Source organism: Hamadaea tsunoensis DSM 44101 (assembly GCF_000428945.1).
GTDB lineage: Bacteria > Actinomycetota > Actinomycetes > Mycobacteriales > Micromonosporaceae > Hamadaea > Hamadaea tsunoensis.
In genome coordinates this window covers 56,511-72,469 of the sequence record NZ_AUAX01000022.1, presented here as the reverse complement: position 1 = coordinate 72,469, position 15,959 = coordinate 56,511, and the positions used below count along the sequence as shown (strand labels likewise).

Sequence of the window (15,959 nt, the reverse complement as noted above, 5' to 3'; positions counted from 1 at the left end):
CCGGGTCCGGCACGGCGGTCGGCCGCCGTGCCGGACGATCGTCTCAGTGGGTGATCTGCAGGTCGGCGCTGCGGGTGGCGAGCACCTGGACGCCGTTGGCGATGGTCACCGTCAGGTGCAGCACCGCGGCCGTGCAGTCCTTGAACACGAGGTACGTGACCGACCGGGTGAGCGCGCCGCCGGGCGGGAAGTCGAGCGGGGTGTTCAGCGGGTCCAGGGCCGGGCAGCCCTGCGGGATCGCGGGGCCGCTCGACGCGTTGGCGAACCGGCCGACCCAGGTGGCCGTGACCTGCTGGCGCCGGCTGGTGCAGTTGGCGGCGGCGAGCGTGGCGGTCGAGGTGCCTCCGGCCGCGATGCTCGCCGGGTTGAACGCCAGACCGGTGATGACGATCGTCCCGGTGCAGGCGGCGGGACCCGCGGCGGCGACCGGCGGGGTGGGTCCGAGGGTGACGGCGGCGGCGGCCACCGCGAGGGCGAGGAGCAGTTTTCTCATGCCGGGCCTCCCGAGGGCATGACGACGATGGGCATCGAGGAACGTAACCCCGCGGACCCGCGTACGCAACGACACTCATCGATCAAGCGATGGCCGTCCCGGACGCCTGCGACAATGGTGCCCATGAGCGAAGCGGCCGTCGAGCGGTTCGAGGACGCCTGGCGGGCGGTACGCCAGGCCGTCGGCGCAGCCGAGGCCGAACCCGGCACCCGTACGCGTGACCGGCTCGTGAGCGCCCTCGACGAGGCGGTCGAAGCCCGGGCCGCCGCCCGCGCGGCACTGATCGGCCGATCCGGGACCTGGGCCGGCACCCAGGCGCTGCACGCCGCCGAGGCCCGCGTGGGAGCGTTCTCGTACCTGCTGGAACAGTTCGCTCCCACGTGGACGCCCGGCGGCGGCGGGCATTCCGCCGAGGAGATCGCCACGATGGTCCGCCCGATGATCCTGCACCCCGGCGACGGCGGCAACGCGGCCGAATACATCGCGGAGCAAGAGGGTCACAGCTTCTGACGGCTACTCCGCGGCCGGCACGCTCGACTCGTCCAAGCGGACGGGAAGCTCGCTGAGCAGCGTGAACGCGTACTCGTTGCGGGGCGCGGAGTCGTCGTCACCCGGGTCCGCGACGACGTAGGACTCCAGCCGGAAGCCGAGGCCCAGCAGGTCGGCCGCGGCCACCCGCTCCAGCGCCTCGTCGAGCGTGGGCAGGTATTCGGTGTACAGGGAGATGTCGTGGGGTTCGGTCATACCCCGACCCTACGGTCGCCCGGCGCACCCCGCCCGACCGCCGTCCGGAAACGCGCCGAAAGCACCCGCCGGAGTGCCCCTAAACTACGGACATGCCGGCCCCTTACAGGTACTTCGTCCTCGCCGAATTCATCCTCGCCGCGTTGACCATGGCGGGCCTGCGCTTCATCGTCGCCCCCTACGGCCGGCACAACCGCCCCGGCTGGGGCCCCTCGATCCCCGCCCGGCTCGGCTGGCTCGTGATGGAGGCGCCGGCCTCGCTGCTGGTCGCGTACTTCTTCGCGACCGGGGCCAACCGGGCGTCCCTGGTACCGCTGCTGCTCCTCGCACTGTGGCAGATCCACTACGTGCACCGGGCCTTCGTCTACCCCTTCCGGCTGCGGGGCGGCACCCGCATGCCACTGGCCGTGGCCGCGATGGCGTTCGCGTTCAACCTGCTCAACGCGTACGTCAACGGGATGTGGATCGGGCACTACGGAAGCTATCCCACGTCATGGCTGGCCGACCCGCGCTTCCTGATCGGCGTCCTCCTCTTCGCCGGCGGGCTCGCGCTCAACCTGCGGTCCGACCGCATCCTGCGGGCGCTGCGGCGGCCGGGCGAGAGCGGCTACAAGATCCCCCAGGGCGGTCCCTACCGGTGGGTGTCCAGCCCCAACTACCTCGGCGAGATCGTCGAATGGCTCGGATGGGCGCTGGCGACCTGGTCGTTCGCGGGACTGGCGTTCGCGGTCTACACCATCGCCAACCTCGCCCCCCGCGCCCTCGCCAACCACCGCTGGTACCAGTCCGAGTTCCCCGACTACCCCGACCGGAAAGCCCTGCTCCCCTACCTCTGGTAACCCCCTCTCCCGTTGCGACGATCTTGCGCGAATGTCCGGGCTTCTCGGGCATTTCCGGCGAAATTCGGGGCACTCGCGCAAGATCGTCGGAAAGGGTGGCGGGAAGGGCGGCGGGAAGGGTGGCGGGAGGGGTGGAAGGATGGCGCGGTGAGCCAACGCCTTGGGGAGATCGCGCGCCAGACCGTCGTCATCACCGACGCGGGCGCGTACCGCACCGAGGGGGTCGAGGTCGACATCGCCGACCAGGTCCGAGCCTCCATCGCGGGCACGCGGCTCTACACCTCGCCACCTCTTTTCGAGGGTACGCCGGCCGAAGCGACCATTGAGGTCACCAAGGAATCCACATTGGAGGCTGCCCGCCGGGTCGGGCCGGAGGCGGCGACCCTCGTGTTCGCGTCGGCGCGCAATCCCGGCGGCGGCTTCCTCGGCGGCGCCCAGGCGCAGGAGGAGAGTGTCGCCCGCAGTTCGGGACTCTACCGGTGCCTGCTCAAGGTCCCGGAATTCTACGAGTTCCACCGCGAGGAACGGGATCTTCGCTACAGCGACCGGGTCATCTACTCCCCCGGCGTACCGGTGTTCCGCAACGACAAGGGCCGGCTGCTGGAAGAGCCCTACACGACCAGTTTCCTCACCGCGGCGGCCCCGAATCTCGGCGCGATCCTCGACAACCAGCTCCCGTACGCCCGTGACGTCCCCGCGGTGCTGGCCCGGCGGGCCCGGCACGTGCTGGCCGTCGCGGCGGCGAACCGGCACCGGCGCCTCGTGCTGGGCGCCTGGGGGTGCGGCGTGTTCCGCAACGACCCGGAGACCGTGGCCGGCGCGTTCGCCGAGGCGCTCGCGGCGATGCCGTGCTTCGAGCAGGTGGTCTTCGCCGTCTGGCAGGGCCGGCCCCTCGACGTGTACGCCGCCTTCCAGCGCCGGTTCGTGCGGTAGCCCCCTTCACACAAATCCCTTCCACATACGTGGACGAATATCCAGGGATTGACAGGCATATCCGCCGAGCCCACCATTAGGAAACTTAACTTCCTAAGGAGTGGCCATGATTCGTAGAGCCCTCGCCGTCCTGGCCGTCGGCCTCGCGGCGGTGATCCCCGCGCTCCCCGCCCACGCCGCGACCGCCTTCGTGCATCCGGGCGTGCTGGTCAGCCGGGCCCAGCTCGACTTCGTCAAGGGCAAGGTCGCCGCGGGCGCCCAGCCGTGGAGTGCGGCGTACTCGGCCATGATCGGCAGCCGGTACGCCTCCCTGTCCCGCACCCCGGCGCCGCGATCGGTCGTCGAATGCGGCCCGTACTCGAACCCGAACTACGGGTGCACCGACGAGCGGGAGGACGCGCTGGCCGCGTACACCGACGCGCTGGCCTGGTACATCTCCGGCAACTCCGCGTACGCGAAGAAGGCGATCGCGCTGATGGACGCGTGGTCGGCGAAGATCACCGATCACACCAACTCGAACGCCCCGCTGCAGACGGCCTGGGCCGGGTCGGTGTGGCCGCGGGCCGCCGAGATCATCAAGTACACCTACTCCAGCTGGCCCAACTCGGCGCGGTTCGCGACCATGCTGCGCAACGTCTACCTGCCCGAGATCCGCAACGGCTCCAACTCGAACGGCAACTGGGAACTGTCCATGATGGAGGCGACGGTCGGGATCGCGGTCTTCCTCGACGACCACACCACCTATGACGCCGCCGTCACGCGCTACCTCAACCGCGTCCACGCCTACGTGTACCTGTCGACGGACGGCGCGCTGCCCTACACGGTCCCCGGCAGCGGGCTGACCACCAGCTCGCAGATCATCGCGTACTGGCAGGGCCAGTCGACGTTCGTGACCGGGCTGACCCAGGAGACCTGCCGGGACTTCACCCACACCGGGTACGGGATCTCGGCCATCTCGCACGTCGCGGAGACCTCGCGGATCCAGAACCTCGACCTGTACCCGCAGGTCGGCGAGCGGCTGCGGCAGGCGCTCGGTTTCCAGTCGACCTACCAGCGCGGTGCCGCTGTGCCATCGTGGCTGTGCGGCGGGACGCTGACGCTCGGGCTCGGCCCGGTGACCGAGGTCGGGTTCAACGCGATGCACAACCGCCTCGGGTACGGCATGACCAACACCGAGGCGCTCACCCTCGCCCAACGGCCGGCCGGCACGGACAACCTCTTCGTCGCGTGGGAGACCCTCACGCACGGCGACAATCCGGCCTGAGTACCGCACACTGAGCAGGTGCCCCCGCGCCGACGTCTCGCCGCCCTGGTCCTGCTGGCCCTGCCGGTCCTCCTGACCGCCGCCTGCAACACGGCACCCCCGCCGACCTGGAGCCTTCCGGGTACGCCGACCTCCGAGGGCGCGTCGAGCACGCCGCCCTCGGAGGAGGTGTCGCCGAGCGCCGTCCCGCCGGGCTGCACGACGGCGGGCGCGCTGGCCGGCTGGTCGCTGCAGAAGCTGGCGATGCAGACGATCACCGTGCCCGCCAACGAGGGCAGCGTGTCGACGGCGAGCGCCCAGGTGGCGGCGGGTGCCGGCGGGGTGATCCTGTTCGGCTCGAAGGCGCCGGCGAGTCTCGCCGCATCGCTGAAGACGTTGTCCGCCAAGGCTCCCGGCGGCATCGCCCCGTTCGTCATGACCGACGAGGAGGGCGGCACGGTCCAGCGTATGTCCAATGTGGTTGGCGACCTGCCGTCGGCCCGCAAGATGGCCGCGACCATGACACCCGCGCAGATCCGCGCGCTGGCCCTGGCCACCGGCAGGAAGCTCAAGGCCGTCGGGGTCACCATGGATCTCGCCCCCGTGCTCGACCTCGACGACCGCAGCGGTCCGAGTGAGAGCAACCCCGACGGGTCGCGCTCCTTCAGCCTCGACCCCAAGAAGGCCGCCGCGGCCGGCATCGCGTTCGCCCAAGGGCTCGCCGAGGCGGGCGTCGTCCCGGTCGTCAAGCACTACCCCGGCCTCGGGTACGCGTCCGCGAACACCGACTCCGCCAGCGCCACCACGTTGCCGTGGACCACTCTGCAGAAGGCCGGCCTGCTCCCCTTCTCCGATGCGGTCAAGGCCGGGCTGCCCGCGATCATGACGTCCAACGCGACCGTGCCGGGCCTGACCAAGCTGCCGGTGAGCCTGTCGCCCGAGGCGGTCACGAAGGTGCTGCGCGAGCAGCTCAAGTACGACGGCCTCGTCATCACCGACTCGCTGTCGGCCACCGCGGTCAACAAGGCCGGCTACAAGGTGCCCAAGGCGGCCGCGCAGGCGCTGATCGCCGGCAACGACATGATCATGTTCACGGCGGCGGCCGGTGACGTGGCCACGGTGACCAGGCAGACGGCCGACGCGATCGTGGCCGCCGTCAACGCCGGTACGCTCACCCGCGCCCGCCTGGAGAACGCGGTCACGCACGTTCTCGCCGCCAAGAAGGTGTCGCTCTGCTCCTGAGCAGCAGCACGAAGACGGCCGCCCCGACCAGCGGGCCGACGCCCTGCACGGTCAGCAGGGACATCACGTCGGCCGGGTCGGCGTACGCGCCCGCGACGGCTGTTCCGGCGATCGCGGTCAGCGTCGCGCCCGTCCAGATCAGCGCGTACGCGCGGCCGCGGACGGCGTCGGGGGTGGCCGACTGGAACAGCGCCCAGATCGCTCCCACATGCACCCCCACCGGTACGCCGACCAGCACGAACAGCGCGACCACCGGCGCCACACCGGAACCGATCCGCGGGTAGTTGAAGATGGCCAGGTCGACGAGGCCGAAGAACGTGTAGCACCCGGCGATCAGCGGCACCGGCGGGATCCGGCGGGCGAACCGGGCCGCGACGAGGCCGCCGAGGATGCCGCCGACCGCCTGGGCCGACGTGCACCAGCCGAGTTCCCGGGCGCCGCCGTGCAGCGGACCGGTCACGTAGACGGCGAAGAGCGTACTCATCATCCCGTCGCCGACCGAGGTGATGGCCAGCAGCGCGAGGATCGCGCGGACGGTGCGGTTGGCGGCCGCTTCCCGCAGACCCGCCCACCCCGGTACGCGTACTCCCGCGTGCCTGCGGTGACGACCGCGGATCAGGCAGCAGAGCGCGGCGGCCAGGGCGAAGGAGGCCGCGTCGACGATCGCGACCAGCGGGAGCGCGGCGATCAGGCCACCCACGACGGGGCCGGCGAGACGGCCGGTGTTCATGGCGACGCCGAGGAGGGAACTCGCCGCCGCGCGGCGGTCGGGCGGAACGAGTCCGGGCAGGATCGCGGTCTCGGCGGGGCCGACGAAGCTCGCCAGGGCGGCGGCGAGGAAGGCCACCGCGACGACCGCCCGCGGATCGCGCGTGAGCAGCGCGAGCACGAGCGGCGCCTGGAGGGCGTTGGCCGCGACGAGCGTGCGGCGGCGATCCCAGCGGTCGACGAGCGCGCCGGCGAACGGCAGCGTGAGCGCGCCGCCGAGCATGCCCGCGGCGACGACGGCCGCCACCTGGCCGACCGACCCGGTCAGGGCGAGGACGCCCACCGGCAGCGCGACGCGCAGGGCGAAGTCGCCGGTGGTGGAGATGGCGGTGGCCCACCACAGTGGACCGAAGTCGCGGGAGAGGAGCAGGGACACGGCAGAGACCACCCGTCGGTCGGGAAACGGGCGCGCGGGAACGCGCGCTGGAGTTTCCCGGCCACCAGGAGGTACGGCGCGAAGGCCGATGGGTGGGGCCGAGCGCGGACAAGTCTACCGGGTCCGGCGGGAAGATCTACGATCGTGCGTAGGAGCAGCTCAATGCCGCCCCGGACCGTCCAATTGTCCACTTCCGAAGGTCTCATCCGTCCGGTCATGATGGACTGTCAAGATTCGCATCGGACCGAGGACAGAGTCGATGACCGCAGAGCACGACCAGAAGTTGACGCTGCACCTGGTGACGCACGTGCCCGAGCACGAGCCGCGCGAGGACGACCCGCACTACCACCTCTTCGAGCAGGTCAAGGCTCGGATGAAGCGGCAGGGTCTGTGGCAGTGCGTGATCAACGACGACTACTGCGGCGGCAACGTGGAGCTGCACCACTCCCACATCGAGTTCTCCCAGACCAACGCGGTCGACTTCGACCGGCTGAACAAGCAGCTCGGCCTCAGCATCGACTCCGACGACGAGTTCCAGGAGTGGATCGAGTCACCGGGCAACCTGGAGGCGCTCTGCGCGGTCCACCACCGTACGCACTTCGGCGTGCACGTGATCCCCGGACCGCTGTGGGAGCCGCTGCGCTACCGCAAGGCGAGCGCGAAGCCGGCGGCCGAGTACCAGACCGCCGACGAGGCCGAGGTCGACGCGACGGTGGTGGAGAAGACCAAGACGCGCCGCAAGGTGACCAGGAAGGGCATCGAGACCGACACCAAGACCGACATCGCCACCGACGTCAAGGTCAAGGACGCCGACCACCACACGGTCGAGGAGCACGTCGAGCACACGAAGTCGGTCGAGAAGACGGTCGTGCCGCGGCAGCGCAAGAAGAAGGGTCTGCTCAGCCGCATCTTCGGCGGAAACTGATCCGGGGTGGGTCGCGGTGGCGGCTCCATGATCGCCGGGTTACGGTGCCCTCTGTTCACATTCCCGATGCCCGGGGTTAACCTCCCGGATAGGAGCGGACAGTGGCAGTCTCCCGAACCCGGCGCCTGGCCGTCACCACGGCCCTCGCGCTGATCGGCCTCACCGTCGGCGGCGTCGCGTACGCCGACACGGCCGCCCAGCCGGCCATCAAGACCTTCACCCCGAAGTACGCCGACCAGATCACCAACATCGACGTGCTGCGCCAGCAGATCCGCAACTACTACGGCGACCCGCTGAACACCGGCGTCTCCTCGCCCGACAGCAACTACGCCCACGAGGCGAAGAGCGTCGCCGCCGCCGGATCCCGCTGGCTGACCGCGCACCACCACGGCGGCGCCCCGAAGGCGATCCTGCTCGACGTCGACGACACGACCCTGCTGACCTGGAACTACGAGGTCGCCAGCAACTTCGCGTACAACCCGGCGACGAACGCGACCTACGTCAACGGCCAGCTGTTCCCGGCCGTGCCCGGCATGGTGGACATGGTGACCGCCGCCCAGCGCGCCGGGTACGCCGTCTTCTACCTCACCGGCCGTCCGGCGGCCCAGGAGGCGGCCACGCTGGGCAACCTGACCTCGGACGGTGTCGGTGTCGACGCCGGATATCCGCAGCCCACGACCCTCGTCAACGGGGAGGACGGCCTGTTCACCAAGCCGGCCGTCGCGGACTACCCGGACTACCTGAAGGCCGTGTGCGCCGGCGACCCGAACGGGTCGTGCACGACGCTGCACTACAAGACGGCGACGCGGGCGCACATCGAGGCGCTGGGCTACGACATCGTCGCGAACTTCGGCGACCAGTACAGCGACCTCGAAGGCGGGTACGCCGACCGCACCTTCAAGCTCCCCAACCCGAACTACTTCCTCCCCTGACCGCTTGATCCCGTTTGGCGCTTGATCCCGTTTGGCCTTGATCCCGTTTGGCCTTGATCCCGTTTGGATCAGGGAAATCACCCGAATCTTGACCCAAGATTACGTGGGGATCCCTGATCCAAGCGGGATCAAGGGGGCGACGGGTCCTGTCTCGCGGCTCAGGCAGGCGTGATTTCATCACGTGATGAGCGACTCGATGACCACCAGCACGATCAAGATCACTGGGGACGGCGGCGACGAGATCGAGGCCTACCTGGCCCGGCCCGCGGAGACCGATCGGCGGGGCGGGGTGGTCGTCATCCACCACATGCCCGGCTACGACCGCGCCACCAAGGAGATCGTCCGCCGGTTCGCCGAACTCGGCTACGACGCGATCTGCCCCAACCTCTACTGGCGTGAAGCGCCCGGCGCCGCCCCCGACGACGCCGCGGCCACGGCCCGGGCCCAGGGCGGCGTCCCCGACGACCGGCTCGTCGGCGACGTGGCGGGCGCGGCCGCGTACCTGCGGGGGTTGGACACCGCCAACGGCCGGGTCGGCGTGATCGGCTACTGCTCCGGCGGCCGGCAGTCCGTGCTCGCGGCCTGCCGTCTCGACCTCGACGCGGCCGTCGACTGCTACGGCGCCTTCGTCACCGGTACGCCGCCCGAGGGCATGCCGATGCGCCGCAATCTGGTCGAGGAGCTGCCGAATCTGCGTACGCCGCTGCTCGGCCTGTTCGGGGCGGACGACAAGTACCCCGGCCCGGAGCAGGTGGCCGAGCTGCGCGACATCCTGGCCGCCCACGGCAAGGACTTCGAGGAGCACACCTACGACGAGGCCGGGCACGCGTTCTTCGCGGTCGACCGGCCCGCGTACCGGGTGGCCGCGGCGAACGACGGCTGGGAGCGGATCGCGGCCTTCTACGGCAAGCACCTGGCGGGCTGAGCGATGTGCACCTACGAGACCGTGTGCCTGTGCGTCGACGGCTCCGGCAAGGGACCGGGCGGCAGCTGGCTGCGCGTGACCGACGCGACCGTCTATTTCGACCACCCGGTCCACGCGATGGCGGACCACACGCTCAACATCGACTTCACCGACCCGGCGAAGGGCCCGGCCGCCCGGATCGCGCTGGAGCTGACCGCGGAGTCGGCCCGCCGCCTGGTCGCCGCCATCCAGGAGGCGCTGGACGCGGTTCCCGCCGAGCTCACCCGCTGACCGCCCCGCCTGCTCTTGATCCCGTTTGGATCAGGGAAATCACCCGAATCTTGACCCAAGATCACGTGGCGATCCCTGATCCAAACGGGATCAAGCAAGCGGCCCCTGGGAGGGGCCCCAGGGAGGGGCGTCAGGGGGTGGCCAGGGCTTCGGTGGGTGACAGGCGCGCGGCCCGGATCGCCGGGTACAGCCCCGCCATCCCTCCGATGAGGATGGTCGCGGCCAGGCCGCCGACCGTCGCCCACGCCGGTACCACCGACGGCCAGTCCTGGTAGAAGGCGTACCCGGTGGTGACCAGGATGCCGAGGAACAGCCCACCGGCCCCGCCCAGCGCGGACAGCAGCAGGGATTCGGCCAGGAACTGCAGCCGGATCTGGCCGCGCGTGGCGCCCAGCGACCGGCGCAGGCCGATCTCCGCCCGGCGTTCCAGCACCGAGATCACCATCGTGTTCGCCACGCCGACCCCGCCGACGAGCAGGGCCACCGCGCCGAGGCCCAGCAGCAGGCCGGTGAACGCCGTGCCGGCGGCCCGCTGGGCGACCAGCGCGTCGGACGGTCGGGACACGCTGACCTCGTTGGGCGCCGACGGGTTCGCCGTCGCGGCGAGCACTCCCCGCACGTTCTCCACCTGGCTGTCCAGCGACCGGGTGTAGATCGTCGTCGGGTACCCGTCGAAGCCGAACACGCTCTGCGCGACCGGCCAGCCGATGAGCGCCGCCGAGTCCAGCTCGGGCGCGAGCGCCACCGGGTCGAGGATGCCGACCACGCTGAACCAGTGCCCGCCCACCTGGATCCGGGTCTGCGGATCCACCTTGCCGAGGCCGAGCCGCTCGGCGGTGGCCGCGCCGAGCACCACCGCCGGATAGTTGACCGTGGCGTCGTTCAGCCACGCCCCGGACGCCACCGTCGCCCCGACGGTGGCCGGCAGCGTCACCCGGGCCGTGAGCACCGAGATGCCGTTGGTCTGCGCCGCCGGCACCTTGTCCGAGCGGTAGACCTTCGCCCCGGTCACCTTGCCGGTCGCCGAGGTCGCCTGCACCGGCCCGATCCGCGCCACCATGGCCTCGGACTCGACCGGCAGCACGGCCGTGTCGCCGAACATCGTCTGCCCCGGCGACACCGTCAGCAGGTTCGTCCCCAGCGCCGCCAGCTTGCGGTCCAGGTCCGCCTGCGACGAGGCCGAGATGCCCACCACCGCGATCATCGCCGCGATGCCGATCGCGATGCCCAGCGCCGAGAGCAGCGCGCGGGTCGGTCGCGTGCTCAGTCCCGCCGCGCCCACCCGCACGATGTCGCGCGGGCGCATCCGGGGCGGCGCCAGCCGCGGCCGGTCCAGCTCCACCGTTGCCATTCAGACCCCCGTTCCGGCGTACGCGCCGCGCGTGTCCTCGACGACCAGCCCGTCCCGCATGTGCACCTGGCGGTCGAGTCCGCCGGCGATCTCCCGGTCGTGCGTGATCACGATGACGGTCGTGCCGGACTCGTGCAGTTCGCGCAGCTGCCGCATGACCGCCGCCCCGGAGACGCTGTCCAGGTTGCCGGTCGGCTCGTCGGCCAGCAGCAGCGGCGGATCCCCGACGATGGCCCGGGCGATGGCCACCCGCTGCCGCTCGCCACCGGACAGCTCGTGCGGTTCGTGGTCGAACCGGTGCCCGAGCCCGACCCGGACCAGCGCCCTGGCCGCCCGCCGCCGCCGCTCCCCCAGGCCGACCCCGGCGTACAGCAGGCCGTCGGCGACGTTGTCCACCGCCGACAGGCCCGGCGCGAGATGGAACTGCTGGAAGACGAAGCCGATCCGGCTCGAACGCAGCGCCGACAGCTGCCGGTCGGACAGTTTCGCCACGTCGTACCCGTCGATCACGACCGTGCCGCTGGTCGGGCGGTCGAGCGTACCGAGGACGTGCAGCATGGTGGACTTGCCCGAGCCGGACGGCCCGACGATCCCGACGAGTTCGTGCGCCCCGATCGACAGGCTCACCCCGTCGAGCGCGCGTACCCCGCCCGGGTAGACCTTCGTGACGCCGGTCAGCTCGATCACCGCGGCATCCCCACCGTGGTGCCCTCGGCGATGCCGTCGCCGGTGACCTCCACCCGGCCGTTGGCGAACAGGCCGGTCTCCACCTTGGCGTAGTGCGTGGCCGAGCCCTCGACGACCTCGACGCCGTAGCCGCCCTCCGAGAGCGCCACGAGCGCGCCGACCGGCACGGTCAGCACGCCGGTCCGCTGACCGGCCGTGAACTCCACGTGCACCGACGCGGCCGTGAACCCGGCCACCGCCTGGGCGTCGTCGAGCGAGATCAGCACCTCGATCTTCGTCTCGGTCCCGCCGTTCGGACTGTCCGAACTCTCGATCTTCGTAGTGACCCGGTCGATCTTCCCGTTCACCGTCTTGCCGTCGGGCAGGCGTACCGAGACCTTCGCGCCCTTCCTCGCCAGGCGCTGGTCGGCCACGTCCAGCTTCACGGTCACCACGCGCACCGTTCCCGTGTACGCGAGCACCTCCTGCCCCGGTTGCGCCTCGCCGCCGAGATCGGCGCTGACGCTGTCGACGCGTACGGCGCCGGGGCTGAAGACGACCCGGCCCAGCTCGACCCGGCCGGTCTTGGTGAGCCCGAGATCGTCCTGCCAGTCCTTGACCGCGGCCGCGGTTTCGGAGGTGAACTTGTCGTCGACGGTGAATCCTTTGTAGCCCAGCGCTTTCAGGTTCTGTTCGAGCTGGCGTACATCGGCACCCTTGGCACCTGTGCCCAGTTCCCGGTACGCCGGAACGGTCCCGTACATCAGCACGACCGGCGTATTGTCCACTTTGTACAGCGCTTTGCCGCGGGCGACGACGGTCTCGCTGTAGGGCAGGGACGTGACGGTGCCGGGCAGGCGTACCTTCAGGGAGGTCGTCGGGCCGAAGGCCAGGTCGCCGTCCTCGGACTGGGTGTCGTCGAGCGTCTGCCGGGTGACCTGGGCGGTCGACGGGGGCAGGCCCGCCGCGGCCGGCGTACTCGGACCATGGCCCCCGAAGCCGATCGTGGCCGCCGCCGCCGCTCCGGCGACGACCACGACGGCCGCCGCGCCCGCCGCCGCCTTGCCCCTGCGCCGCCGCCGGCGGGACCGGGGAACGGCCACCGGCTCGTCCGGCGTGCCTGCGCTGGTGGTGGTCTCGGTCATGATCAGCCCTTCCCGCCGCTGCCGGGGGCGGTGAGCGAGCCGATCTGGGCCTTGCCGCTCGGCGGCGGGATGAGCTTCATGCACTTCTCCTGAGCGGCCTTGAAGTCGGGATCCTCGGCGATCGAACCGTCGATGGCGATGCCGCCGTCGGCACTCGGATCCGGGAAGTTCGGTACGCCGCTCTCCCGCATGCACTGCGCCATCTTGCGCATGTTCTCCTGCAGAGCGGGGTCGACCTTGCCGCCGCCGGGACCGCCGCCGGGCGAGTAGTCCTTGCACGCCTTCTGGGCCGCGTCGACGTCCTCCTTCTTGACGTTGCCGCCGATCTGGACCTGGATCCCGCCGTTGCCGTCGATCTTCGGGTCGTCCATGGGAACACCGTGGTCCCGCATGCACTGGGCGAACTTCAGCGACCGGTCCTGCTCCGACAAGGTCGGCGTGGGACTGGCGCCGGGCTGGGCCGAGGCCGTACCGGTGACCGAGGCGACCTTGCTGCCGTCGTCCTTCTTGGCGCAGCCGGCCGCGGCCAGCATCAGCGCCAACGCCAGCAGCCCGAGCCCGAGCAGGACGAGCGTCCCCCGGCTCGACCCGCGTACGAACACTGTCATGATCCACTCCACGATCCGCGACCGGCTGTTCCGGCCGTCGCATCGCAGTCTTCGGCGGAGCCTGTTTCCCGGGCGCTTCCTCATCCGCTAACGCCGAGGAAACACCAGCCCGAGCAAAGATCAAATTCAAGGCCGGATTCTCGTCCCGGGTTCGTCGATCTCACCTTCCGCCAGGTCGGCGCCGGGTGCTGATTTCTTGATCGTTTACGGCTAAGGCGTAAATCCAGCCCGATCTGCATGATCAATGACGCGTCAGGTGTAGCCAAAGCCGGTCAACGTGCTCCAGAACCGTAAACGATCATGCATCGGGTGGCCGTTTCGACACCACAGCCGTAAACGATCACCTCACCGACCCCACTCGGCACCCATATCGGACAGTCGCGACAAAGGCCGGGTGGGGGGTGGGGTGAAGCGGTGACCGAGCCACGGTGGACGATGCGTCGCCCCACTCAGGTGGCAGTGGAGTCCCCGGAGCGCAGCGATAGGGGCGGAACGGTCTCCCGCGCGAGGAGCGGAGGTGAGATCGACGAACCCGGGACAAAAGGCATTTGATCTTGAATCTGGTCTCCTCCGCTAACAGGGAAGAAACAGGGTCGGCAGGCACCATTGTCGGATGCGGGTATTGGTGGTGGAGGATGAGCGGCTGCTCGCCGACGCGATCGCGGAGTGGCTGCGGGACGACGCGCACGCCGTCGACGTGGCCGGCGACGGCGCGGCGGCGTTGCAGCGGCTGGACGTGAACGATTACGACGTGGTGGTCCTCGACCGGGATCTGCCGGTCGTGCACGGCGACGACGTGTGCCGGGCGGTCGTGGCCGGCGATTCGACGGCGCGGGTGCTCATGCTGACCGCGTCCGGCGAGATCTCCGACCGGGTCGCCGGGCTCGCGCTCGGTGCCGACGACTACCTGCCGAAGCCGTTCGCCTTCCCGGAGCTCGCCGCCCGGGTCCACGCGCTCGGACGCCGGTCGCGGCCCGCGACGCCGCCGGTGCTGCGCCGGGCCGGCATCATTCTCGACCCGGTACGCCGTCAGGTCTTCCGCGACGGCCGCTACCTCCTGCTGTCGAAGAAGGAGTTCGGGGTGCTGACCGAGCTGCTGCGGGGCGACGGCGCGGTGGTCTCGGCCGAGCAGCTGCTGGAGAAGGTCTGGGACGAGAACGCGGATCCGTTCACCTCGGCCGTCCGGCTGACGGTTCTCAAACTGCGCCGCAAGCTCGGCGATCCGCCCGTCATCGAGACGCTGCCCGGAGAGGGGTACCGCATCCCATGAGTCTGCGTACGCGCCTGACGATCGTCTACGGCGGGATGCTGTTCGCCGCCGGCCTCGTCCTGCTCGGGGTGACCTACGTGCTGGTCGGGCAGCACGGGCCGGGGATCGCCAGCTTCGTCGGGACCCGGATGGGCTCCGGTGACACCGTCTACGGCTCCGGCCAGGCTTCCGACGCCGACGTGAACAAGGGCAACCCACCGGTGCTGCGGACGACGAACGGCGACGTGATCACCGCGGACCAGGCCCCGCAGTTCATCCTGGAGCAGCAGAAGATGGTCCGGGACTCGACGATGACCGCCTTCCTCACGCAGGGGGCGATCGCCCTCGTCCTGGTCAGCGGGGTCTCGGTCATGCTGGGCTGGCTCGTGGCGGGACGCGTACTCGCGCCGCTGACCAAGGTCACCGAGACGGCGCGGCGGATCGCCGACGCCCCGGCGGCCGAGCACGGCCTGCGCGAACGCATCGCGCTGACCGGACCGCGGGACGAGGTGAAGGAGCTGGCCGACACGTTCGACGTGATGGTCGCCCGGCTCGACCGGTCCTTCGAGGGGCAGCGCCGGTTCGTCGCCAACGCCTCGCACGAGCTGCGTACGCCGCTGACGCTGAACCGGGCCCTCGTCGAGGTGGCGATGCACCGGCGGACGGCGAGCCCGGACGTCAAGCAGCTGGGCGAGACCCTGTTGGAGATCAACAAGCGGCACGAACAGCTGATCAGCGGCCTGTTGATGCTGGCCAAATCGGAGGTGGAGATCGGCCGCCCCACCGAACTCGACCTCGCCGACGTCGTGGCGCACGTCGAGGCGCAGTCCGCCGCCGAGGCCCGCGACCTCGACGTGGCGGTACGCGCCGACGGGGCGGAAGCGCGTACGTCCGGCGATCCGATCCTGCTGGAGCGGCTCGCGCAGAACCTGCTCGACAATGCGATCCGGCACAACTCGCCCGGCGGGTTCGCGGAGATCTCCAGTGGCACCCTGCCCGACGGCTCGGCCCGCCTGGAGGTCGCCAACAGCGGTCCGGCGATCCCGCCCTACGACATTCCGGGCCTGTTCGAGCCGTTCCGCCGCTACGGCGACGAGCGGCTGGTGACGGCGAAGGGCGCCGGCCTGGGACTGTCCATTGTGCAGTCCGTCGTCCGCGCCCACGGCGGGCAGGTGGCGGCCCGGCCCCGCGAAGGCGGCGGCCTCGTCGTCACCGTGACGCTACCGGGCAGCTGAGACCTTCGATCCCGG

The 15,959-nt window shown here is 70.6% G+C and carries 18 protein-coding genes; 11 read left to right on the top strand and 7 right to left on the bottom strand.

Annotation, left to right across the window (positions count from 1 at the left end; genetic code table 11):
- Positions 1-43: 43 nt before the first annotated feature.
- On the bottom strand, positions 44-493 hold the full coding sequence (locus G401_RS0128235; protein WP_027345110.1) for a hypothetical protein: 450 nt from the start codon (positions 491-493) through the stop codon (positions 44-46).
- A gap of 123 nt (positions 494-616) precedes the next feature.
- Between G401_RS0128235 and G401_RS0128230 the strand changes: the two genes are divergently transcribed.
- Positions 617-1,003 carry a hypothetical protein gene (locus G401_RS0128230; RefSeq protein WP_157546473.1) on the top strand — a complete coding sequence of 129 codons (387 nt, stop codon included), beginning with the start codon at positions 617-619 and terminating at the stop codon, positions 1,001-1,003.
- A 3-nt stretch (positions 1,004-1,006) separates the two neighbouring features.
- Here the strand turns inward: G401_RS0128230 and G401_RS0128225 are convergent, their stop codons facing one another.
- Positions 1,007-1,237 carry a hypothetical protein gene (locus G401_RS0128225; protein ID WP_027345108.1) on the bottom strand — a complete coding sequence of 77 codons (231 nt, stop codon included), beginning with the start codon at positions 1,235-1,237 and terminating at the stop codon, positions 1,007-1,009.
- 92 nt (positions 1,238-1,329) lie between these two features.
- Between G401_RS0128225 and G401_RS0128220 the strand changes: the two genes are divergently transcribed.
- The 4 genes from G401_RS0128220 (at position 1,330) to G401_RS49035 (ending at position 5,494) form a co-directional block, all read left to right on the top strand.
- Positions 1,330-2,076: a methyltransferase gene (locus tag G401_RS0128220; protein WP_027345107.1), complete on the top strand. Its 747-nt coding sequence runs from the start codon at positions 1,330-1,332 to the stop codon at positions 2,074-2,076.
- Between the two features lie 147 nt (positions 2,077-2,223).
- The gene (locus G401_RS0128215; RefSeq protein WP_027345106.1) at positions 2,224-3,009 is read left to right on the top strand and encodes a TIGR02452 family protein; all 786 of its coding nucleotides are present in this window, start codon (positions 2,224-2,226) and stop codon (positions 3,007-3,009) included.
- Between the two features lie 106 nt (positions 3,010-3,115).
- Positions 3,116-4,273, top strand: coding sequence for an alginate lyase family protein (locus G401_RS0128210; protein WP_027345105.1), 1,158 nt, complete (start codon positions 3,116-3,118; stop codon positions 4,271-4,273).
- Positions 4,274-4,291: 18 nt separating this feature from the next.
- Complete coding sequence (locus G401_RS49035; RefSeq protein WP_051367266.1) at positions 4,292-5,494, top strand: glycoside hydrolase family 3 N-terminal domain-containing protein; 1,203 nt, start codon at positions 4,292-4,294, stop codon at positions 5,492-5,494.
- Here G401_RS49035 and G401_RS49030 read toward each other — a convergent pair.
- On the bottom strand, positions 5,451-6,638 hold the full coding sequence (locus G401_RS49030; protein WP_051367265.1) for an MFS transporter: 1,188 nt from the start codon (positions 6,636-6,638) through the stop codon (positions 5,451-5,453). The two genes, G401_RS49035 and G401_RS49030, sit on opposite strands and share 44 nt — an antisense overlap.
- A 259-nt stretch (positions 6,639-6,897) precedes the next feature.
- Here G401_RS49030 and G401_RS53455 point away from each other — a divergent pair, with 259 nt between their 5' ends.
- The 4 genes from G401_RS53455 (at position 6,898) to G401_RS0128180 (ending at position 9,690) form a co-directional block, all read left to right on the top strand.
- Positions 6,898-7,563, top strand: a complete 666-nt coding sequence (locus tag G401_RS53455) for a hypothetical protein (RefSeq protein ID WP_051367264.1) — start codon at positions 6,898-6,900, stop codon at positions 7,561-7,563.
- A gap of 101 nt (positions 7,564-7,664) precedes the next feature.
- Positions 7,665-8,495: an HAD family acid phosphatase gene (locus G401_RS0128190; RefSeq protein ID WP_027345104.1), complete on the top strand. Its 831-nt coding sequence runs from the start codon at positions 7,665-7,667 to the stop codon at positions 8,493-8,495.
- Positions 8,496-8,679: 184 nt separating this feature from the next.
- Positions 8,680-9,420 carry a dienelactone hydrolase family protein gene (locus tag G401_RS0128185; protein WP_027345103.1) on the top strand — a complete coding sequence of 247 codons (741 nt, stop codon included), beginning with the start codon at positions 8,680-8,682 and terminating at the stop codon, positions 9,418-9,420.
- 3 nt (positions 9,421-9,423) lie between these two features.
- On the top strand, positions 9,424-9,690 hold the full coding sequence (locus tag G401_RS0128180) for a DUF6295 family protein (RefSeq protein WP_027345102.1): 267 nt from the start codon (positions 9,424-9,426) through the stop codon (positions 9,688-9,690).
- A gap of 130 nt (positions 9,691-9,820) precedes the next feature.
- Here the strand turns inward: G401_RS0128180 and G401_RS0128175 are convergent, their stop codons facing one another.
- The 4 genes from G401_RS0128175 to G401_RS49015 are packed head-to-tail and all read right to left on the bottom strand — an operon-like array spanning position 9,821 to position 13,460.
- Positions 9,821-11,041: an ABC transporter permease gene (locus tag G401_RS0128175; protein WP_027345101.1), complete on the bottom strand. Its 1,221-nt coding sequence runs from the start codon at positions 11,039-11,041 to the stop codon at positions 9,821-9,823.
- Positions 11,042-11,728 carry an ABC transporter ATP-binding protein gene (locus tag G401_RS0128170; protein WP_027345100.1) on the bottom strand — a complete coding sequence of 229 codons (687 nt, stop codon included), beginning with the start codon at positions 11,726-11,728 and terminating at the stop codon, positions 11,042-11,044.
- A complete protein-coding gene (locus G401_RS0128165; RefSeq protein ID WP_084557693.1) occupies positions 11,725-12,852 on the bottom strand; it encodes a peptidoglycan-binding protein in 1,128 nt (375 codons plus the stop codon). The genes G401_RS0128170 and G401_RS0128165 overlap by 4 nt, the downstream gene beginning before the upstream one ends.
- Before the next feature lie 2 nt (positions 12,853-12,854).
- Entirely contained in the window at positions 12,855-13,460 is a 606-nt protein-coding gene (locus G401_RS49015) for a hypothetical protein (RefSeq protein WP_157546470.1), read from the bottom strand.
- 613 nt (positions 13,461-14,073) lie between these two features.
- On the opposite strand from G401_RS49015, the gene G401_RS0128155 reads away from it, so the two are divergent.
- Together G401_RS0128155 and G401_RS0128150 are read left to right on the top strand one after the other, a co-directional pair.
- Positions 14,074-14,730: a response regulator transcription factor gene (locus tag G401_RS0128155; protein WP_027345098.1), complete on the top strand. Its 657-nt coding sequence runs from the start codon at positions 14,074-14,076 to the stop codon at positions 14,728-14,730.
- On the top strand, positions 14,727-15,944 hold the full coding sequence (locus tag G401_RS0128150; RefSeq protein WP_027345097.1) for a sensor histidine kinase: 1,218 nt from the start codon (positions 14,727-14,729) through the stop codon (positions 15,942-15,944). Before G401_RS0128155 ends, G401_RS0128150 begins: the two co-directional genes overlap by 4 nt.
- Positions 15,945-15,959: the final 15 nt, after the last annotated feature.

Bases quoted from the DNA above. Each gene is read 5' to 3' on its own strand.
- G401_RS0128235 (WP_027345110.1), bottom strand. From the start codon at position 493: ATGAGAAAACTGCTCCTCGCCCTCGCGGTGGCCGCCGCCGCCGTCACC.
- G401_RS0128230 (WP_157546473.1), top strand. From the start codon at position 617: ATGAGCGAAGCGGCCGTCGAGCGGTTCGAGGACGCCTGGCGGGCGGTA.
- G401_RS0128225 (WP_027345108.1), bottom strand. From the start codon at position 1,237: ATGACCGAACCCCACGACATCTCCCTGTACACCGAATACCTGCCCACG.
- G401_RS0128220 (WP_027345107.1), top strand. From the start codon at position 1,330: ATGCCGGCCCCTTACAGGTACTTCGTCCTCGCCGAATTCATCCTCGCC.
- G401_RS0128210 (WP_027345105.1), top strand. From the start codon at position 3,116: ATGATTCGTAGAGCCCTCGCCGTCCTGGCCGTCGGCCTCGCGGCGGTG.
- G401_RS53455 (WP_051367264.1), top strand. From the start codon at position 6,898: ATGACCGCAGAGCACGACCAGAAGTTGACGCTGCACCTGGTGACGCAC.
- G401_RS0128185 (WP_027345103.1), top strand. From the start codon at position 8,680: ATGAGCGACTCGATGACCACCAGCACGATCAAGATCACTGGGGACGGC.
- G401_RS0128180 (WP_027345102.1), top strand. From the start codon at position 9,424: ATGTGCACCTACGAGACCGTGTGCCTGTGCGTCGACGGCTCCGGCAAG.
- G401_RS0128175 (WP_027345101.1), bottom strand. From the start codon at position 11,041: ATGGCAACGGTGGAGCTGGACCGGCCGCGGCTGGCGCCGCCCCGGATG.
- G401_RS0128165 (WP_084557693.1), bottom strand. From the start codon at position 12,852: ATGACCGAGACCACCACCAGCGCAGGCACGCCGGACGAGCCGGTGGCC.
- G401_RS49015 (WP_157546470.1), bottom strand. From the start codon at position 13,460: ATGACAGTGTTCGTACGCGGGTCGAGCCGGGGGACGCTCGTCCTGCTC.
- G401_RS0128155 (WP_027345098.1), top strand. From the start codon at position 14,074: ATGCGGGTATTGGTGGTGGAGGATGAGCGGCTGCTCGCCGACGCGATC.
- G401_RS0128150 (WP_027345097.1), top strand. From the start codon at position 14,727: ATGAGTCTGCGTACGCGCCTGACGATCGTCTACGGCGGGATGCTGTTC.